General features: G+C 56.5%; 1 pseudogene. It reads left to right on the top strand.

Going from position 1 to position 262, the window contains the following annotated elements:
* Positions 1–262: pseudogene (locus SB816_RS32625) on the top strand (membrane-bound PQQ-dependent dehydrogenase, glucose/quinate/shikimate family); the annotation flags it as partial.

A 262-nucleotide genomic window follows, 5' to 3' on the forward strand; every position in this document is an offset into this window, starting at 1 on the left:
TTATTCGACCTCGCCGCCCGTGATCGCGGCGGGTAAGATCATCATTGGCGGCGCGGTGAACGACAACTATTCCACACAGGAACAGTCCGGTGTCATCCGTGCTTTCGATGTGAACAGCGGCGCACTTATCTGGAACTGGGATTCCGGCAATCCGACAAAGACCGAGCCGCTGGCGGAAGGCGAAACCTATACGACGAACTCGCCGAACAGCTGGTCCGTGCTGAGTTATGATGAAGGATTGGGTCTCGTTTACGTCCCGTTG

The organism is Achromobacter sp. SIMBA_011 (assembly GCF_046535435.1).
Classification (GTDB): Bacteria; Pseudomonadota; Gammaproteobacteria; order Burkholderiales; family Burkholderiaceae_B; genus Achromobacter; species Achromobacter dolens.